Genomic DNA, 5,203 nt, shown 5'->3' with positions numbered 1-5,203 from the left:
AATCGCCCATCCGATAGAAGAGCAGCACCTCGGGATGCTCGCGCTTGATTCTCAGATACTGGGTCATCATGGGCGTATGCTGGGCGCTGGCCTGTGACATGGGGGTCCTGTGCTGAGCGGTCGGTTCCGGGTCTCTGGCGTGGCGATGGTGCCATGGCCTGCATATCGCAGACAAAGGCGCTATTGTACGCAAAAGTCTACCCCTGCGCGCGGCCGACGTCAGGGGCCGGCCACCACCTCATGAAGGAGCGACACCATGGCACATCGCGCCGCCAGTCTGGCCAATCTCGACCTCATCACCCTTGCCGAGCGTTTGGGGCGACGCTGCCGGGAGCACGGTTTGAGCGTGACCGCTGCCGAGTCCTGCACCGGCGGGGGCGTCGCCAGCGCCATCACGGCCGTGGCCGGCAGCTCCGACTACTTCGAGACCGGCTACGTGACCTACTCCAATGCGGCGAAGAGTCGCCTGCTCGGGGTGCCGGAGTCGACGATCGCCCAGCACGGCGCGGTGAGTCGCGAGGTGGTCGAGGCCATGGTCGCCGGTGCCTGTCGCGAGAGCGGCGCAGGACTTGGCGTGGCGATCAGCGGGGTGGCCGGTCCTGATGGCGGCTCGCCGGACAAGCCGGTGGGTACCGTGTGGCTGGCCTGGGGCAATGCCGAGCAGCAGCAGGCCGAGCGGCTGCACTATCCCGGGGATCGCCGGGCGGTGCGCGAACGCGCAGTGCGTGACGCCATCGTCGGCCTGATCCGTCATATCGAGACCACTCATATCGACGCGACGTAGGCGCCACGCTTGGCGCGGGGCGATTTTTTCGCCATACTACTGTCCAACCATACAGTGTCCGGGCGACCCCTTATCGGTTTCGTCCGCCATTCCGATTGTCTGGCCAGCGAACGTCAGGACGGCCCTTGCGCCGCAAGCCCAGCAACCGAATTTTTGCCGACGAGTTCTACGAGGAGCGCCACATGGCACAGGAAGACAACCGTTCAAAGGCATTGAATGCCGCCCTTTCCCAGATCGAGCGCCAGTTCGGCAAGGGCACCGTGATGCGGCTGGGCGATACGCCCCGGGTGATCATGCCGTCGGTGTCGACCGGCTCCCTGGGCCTGGACATCGCCCTGGGTATCGGCGGTCTGCCGCTGGGGCGGGTCGTCGAGATCTTCGGGCCGGAATCCTCGGGCAAGACCACCCTGACCCTCTCGGTGATCGCCCAGGCCCAGAAGCAGGGCAAGACCTGCGCCTTCATCGATGCCGAGCATGCCCTCGATCCCAGCTATGCCGAGAAGCTTGGCGTCAACCTCGACGACCTGCTGGTCTCGCAGCCGGACACCGGCGAGCAGGCGCTGGAGATCTGCGACATGCTGGTACGCTCCGGCGGCGTCGACGTGATCGTCATCGACTCCGTGGCCGCGCTGACCCCGCGTGCCGAGATCGAGGGCGAGATGGGCGACTCCCACGTCGGCCTGCAGGCGCGCCTGATGTCCCAGGCGCTGCGCAAGATCACCGGCAACATCAAGAACGCCAACTGCATGGTGGTGTTCATCAACCAGATCCGCATGAAGATCGGCGTGATGTTTGGCTCCCCGGAGACCACCACCGGCGGCAATGCGCTCAAGTTCTACGCCAGCATACGCCTGGACATTCGCCGGACCGGCTCGGTCAAGTCGGGTGATGAGGTGACCGGCAACGAGACCCGGGTCAAGGTGGTCAAGAACAAGGTGGCGCCGCCGTTCCGCCAGGCCGAGTTCCAGATCCTCTATGGCAAGGGTATCTATCATGCCGGCGAAGTGGTCGATCTGGGCGTGCAGTGTAACCTGGTCGACAAGGCCGGTGCCTGGTACAGCTACAAGGGCAACAAGATCGGCCAGGGCAAGGCCAATGCCGCCCAGTTCCTCGAGGACAACCCGGCGGTGATGGAGGAGATCGAAAGCCAGATTCGTGGCCAGCTGCTGGCCACGGTAGAGCCCCGGGAGAAGGAGAAGGAGGCCGCCGCCGAGCTGGCCAATGACGCCGACGAAGGCAGCCTGCTCTAAGCCATGCTGGGGCAGCCGGATTCCGGTCGCGATACCTCCCCCAGGGAGGATGCCATTCGCCTGCTGGCCCGGCGCGAGTACTCTCGCGCCGAGCTGGTGGAGCGGCTGGCCGCGAAAGGGCACGATGCAGCCGTCATCGATGACTGCCTGGATGCCCTGGCCGAGCTGGGGCTGCAGTCGGATAGCCGTTTCGCCGAGAGCTTTCTGCGCTCCCGGGTGGCCCGGGGCCAGGGCCCGCTGAAGATTCGTGGTGAACTCTCCCGGCGCGGTATCGACCGCGCCACCCTTGAGGCCGCCTTTGCCGAGGCGGGTGACATCGACTGGTTTGCGCTGGCCTGTGATTCACTGGCACGGCGCTTCGACGGCCCCGGCGACTCGCCCCGCGAACGTGCGCGGCGGGATCGCTTCCTGGCCAGCCGTGGCTTCGATTTCGAGCAGCTGCGACATGCACTCGACCACGCTTGGAATTCAACGCAAGATTCGCTCTAGCCCGGACCAGCCCCTTCAGTCCCTTGACAACTACGCTATAATACCCCCCCTTTGCGAACGCCCCGGGTGGCGCTTCGGTGCGCCATGGCGCCCCTGCAGCGGCCTTGTTCGACGGGTCGCACCCGCTTGCCCGCCCGCCGGGTCACCACGCTCATCGCCACGGATATTCCATGAAAAGCGCAGACATCAGACAGGCCTTTCTGAGTTACTTCGAGGAGCACGGGCATACCGTCGTGCCGTCGAGCTCCCTGGTGCCGGGCACGGACCCGACCCTGCTGTTCACCAATGCCGGCATGGTGCCGTTCAAGGACGTCTTCCTGGGTCGTGACCCGCGCCCCTATGTGCGGGCGGCTTCCTCCCAGCGCTGCGTGCGCGCCGGCGGCAAGCACAACGATCTCGACAACGTCGGCTACACGGCGCGTCACCACACCTTCTTCGAGATGCTGGGCAACTTCAGCTTCGGCGACTACTTCAAGCGCGATGCGATCCGCTTCGCCTGGACCTTCCTCACCGAGACGCTGGGGCTGCCCAAGGAGAAGCTCTGGGTCACGGTGCATATCAGCGATGACGAGGCCGAGCGCATCTGGAAGGAGGAAATGGGCATCGACCCGGCGCGTTTCTCCAAGCTCGACGAGGACAACTTCTGGCAGATGGGCGATACCGGCCCCTGCGGCCCCAGTTCGGAGATCTTCTACGATCACGGCCCCGAGGTGTGGGGCGGCCCGCCCGGAAGCCCCGAGGAGGACGGGGATCGCTACATCGAGATCTGGAACCTGGTGTTCATGCAGTTCGACCGGGACGCGGCCGGCAATCTGAACCCGTTGCCCAAGCCCTCCATCGACACCGGCATGGGCCTGGAGCGCATCGCCGCGGTGATGCAGGGCGTGCATTCCAACTACGAGATCGACCTCTTCCAGAACCTGCTCGAGGCGGCAGCACAGCGTACCGGTCATGCTGACACTCGCCACCCCTCGCTGAGGGTGATCGCCGACCATATCCGCTCCTGCGCTTTTCTCATCGCCGATGGCGTGCTGCCCTCCAACGAGGGGCGCGGCTATGTGCTGCGTCGGATCATCCGCCGCGCCATTCGGCATGGCCACAAGCTGGGCACCAAGGAAAACTTCTTCCACAAGCTGGTGGGCGCGCTGGACGTCGAGATGGGCGATGCCTATCCCGAGCTGCGCGAGGCGCGCCACCAGATCGAACGCATCCTGCTGAAGGAGGAGGAGCAGTTCGCTCGCACGCTTGAGCACGGCATGGGGCTCCTCGAGGAGACACTGGCCGAACTCGACGGCGAGGTGCTGCCCGGCGAGACGGTCTTCAAGCTCTACGACACCTACGGCTTCCCCTATGACCTGACCGCCGATGTCTGCCGCGAGCGCGGCGTGACCCTCGATGAAATCGGCTTCAAGCGTGCGCTCGAAGCGCAACGCGAACGGGCCCGGGCGGCCAGCCAGTTCGGCGCTGACTACCATGCGGCATTGGAACTCGAGGGCGAGACCGAATTTACCGGCTACGACCGGCTCGAGGACCAGGCCAGGGTCACCGCCATCGTCGACGGCGAGGGCAATGCCCTGGCCGCACTCGAGCCCGAGCAGCGAGGGGTCGTGGTGCTCGATCGCACGCCGTTCTACGGCGAGTCCGGCGGCCAGGTGGGCGATACGGGTTATCTGGACGTCGATGGGGGCCGCTTCCTGGTCACCGACACCCAGAAGCAGGGCGGGCACCACCTGCACCAGGGCGTACTGCTCGAGGGCAGTCTGAGCGTCGGCGCCGAAGTGCGCCCCCAGGTCGACGCCAGACTGCGTGGCGCCACCATCCGCAACCACTCCGCCACCCACCTGATGCACAAGGCGTTGCGGATGGTGCTGGGCGATCATGTGCAGCAGAAGGGCTCGCTGGTGACACCGGAGCGCCTGCGCTTCGACTTCAGTCACTTCGAGGCCATGACGCCCGAACAGCTCGCCGAAGTGGAGCGCCTGGTCAATGAGCAGATACTTGCCAATGCCCCGACCCGCATCGAGCAGATGACTCTCGACCAGGCCAAGGCCAGGGGAGCGGCGGCACTGTTCGAGGCCAAGTACGCTGACAGCGTACGGGTGCTCACCATCGGTGCCGACGGCTTCTCCATCGAACTGTGCGGCGGTACCCATGTGGCGCGCAGCGGCGATATCGGCTGTTTCCATATTATCAGTGAGCAGGGCATCGCCTCGGGCGTGCGTCGCATCGAGGCGATCACCGGCGAAGGAGCACTCGCCTGGTTCCGTGAGCAGGAGGCCAGGGTCAATCGCATCGGCGAGCGGCTCAAGGCCAAGCCGGAGCAGGTGGAAGAGCGCGTCGAGTCGCTGGTCGAGCGTAACCGCGCGCTGGAAAAGGAGCTCGAGCGGCTCAAGGCCAAGCTGGCCAGCGCCGCCGGCCGCGACATGCTCAGCGAGGCCCGCGAGATCGGCGGCGTCAAGCTGCTCGCCACGCAGCTCGAGGGTGTCTCCGGCAAGGAGCTGCGCGGCGTACTCGACCAGCTCAAGCAGAAGCTGGGTTCCGGTGTCGTGGTACTGGGCGTGGCGGACAAGGAAGCCGGCAAGGTGAGCCTGATCGCCGGCGTCACCGACGACCTGACCTCCCGCGTCAAGGCCGGAGAGCTGGTCAACCACGTCGCCTCCCAGGTGGGCGGCAAGGGCGG

5 protein-coding genes are annotated in these 5,203 nt (G+C 65.8%); 4 read left to right on the top strand and 1 reads right to left on the bottom strand.

Going from position 1 to position 5,203, the window contains the following annotated elements; genetic code table 11:
• Nucleotides 1-100, bottom strand: a 100-nt coding sequence (locus tag Q427_RS37255) for a hypothetical protein (RefSeq protein WP_155833734.1), incomplete at its 3' end; no start/stop codon positions are given.
• Between the two features lie 156 nt (nucleotides 101-256).
• Between Q427_RS37255 and Q427_RS28295 the strand changes: the two genes are divergently transcribed.
• The 4 genes from Q427_RS28295 to alaS all read left to right on the top strand — a co-directional run.
• Nucleotides 257-784: a CinA family protein gene (locus Q427_RS28295; RefSeq protein WP_043518964.1), complete on the top strand. Its 528-nt coding sequence runs from the start codon at nucleotides 257-259 to the stop codon at nucleotides 782-784.
• Between the two features lie 182 nt (nucleotides 785-966).
• Nucleotides 967-2,034 carry a recombinase RecA gene (recA, locus tag Q427_RS28290; protein WP_043518965.1) on the top strand — a complete coding sequence of 356 codons (1,068 nt, stop codon included), beginning with the start codon at nucleotides 967-969 and terminating at the stop codon, nucleotides 2,032-2,034.
• 3 nt (nucleotides 2,035-2,037) lie between these two features.
• Nucleotides 2,038-2,523 carry a regulatory protein RecX gene (locus Q427_RS28285; RefSeq protein WP_043518962.1) on the top strand — a complete coding sequence of 162 codons (486 nt, stop codon included), beginning with the start codon at nucleotides 2,038-2,040 and terminating at the stop codon, nucleotides 2,521-2,523.
• Nucleotides 2,524-2,693: 170 nt separating this feature from the next.
• The coding region (gene alaS, locus Q427_RS28280; RefSeq protein WP_043518951.1) for an alanine--tRNA ligase at nucleotides 2,694-5,203 on the top strand (2,510 nt) is incomplete at its 3' end.

The organism is Halomonas sp. BC04, assembly GCF_000568385.1.
Note: the sequence above shows the minus strand (reverse complement) of the source record. Positions and strands in the feature narration are given on the sequence as shown.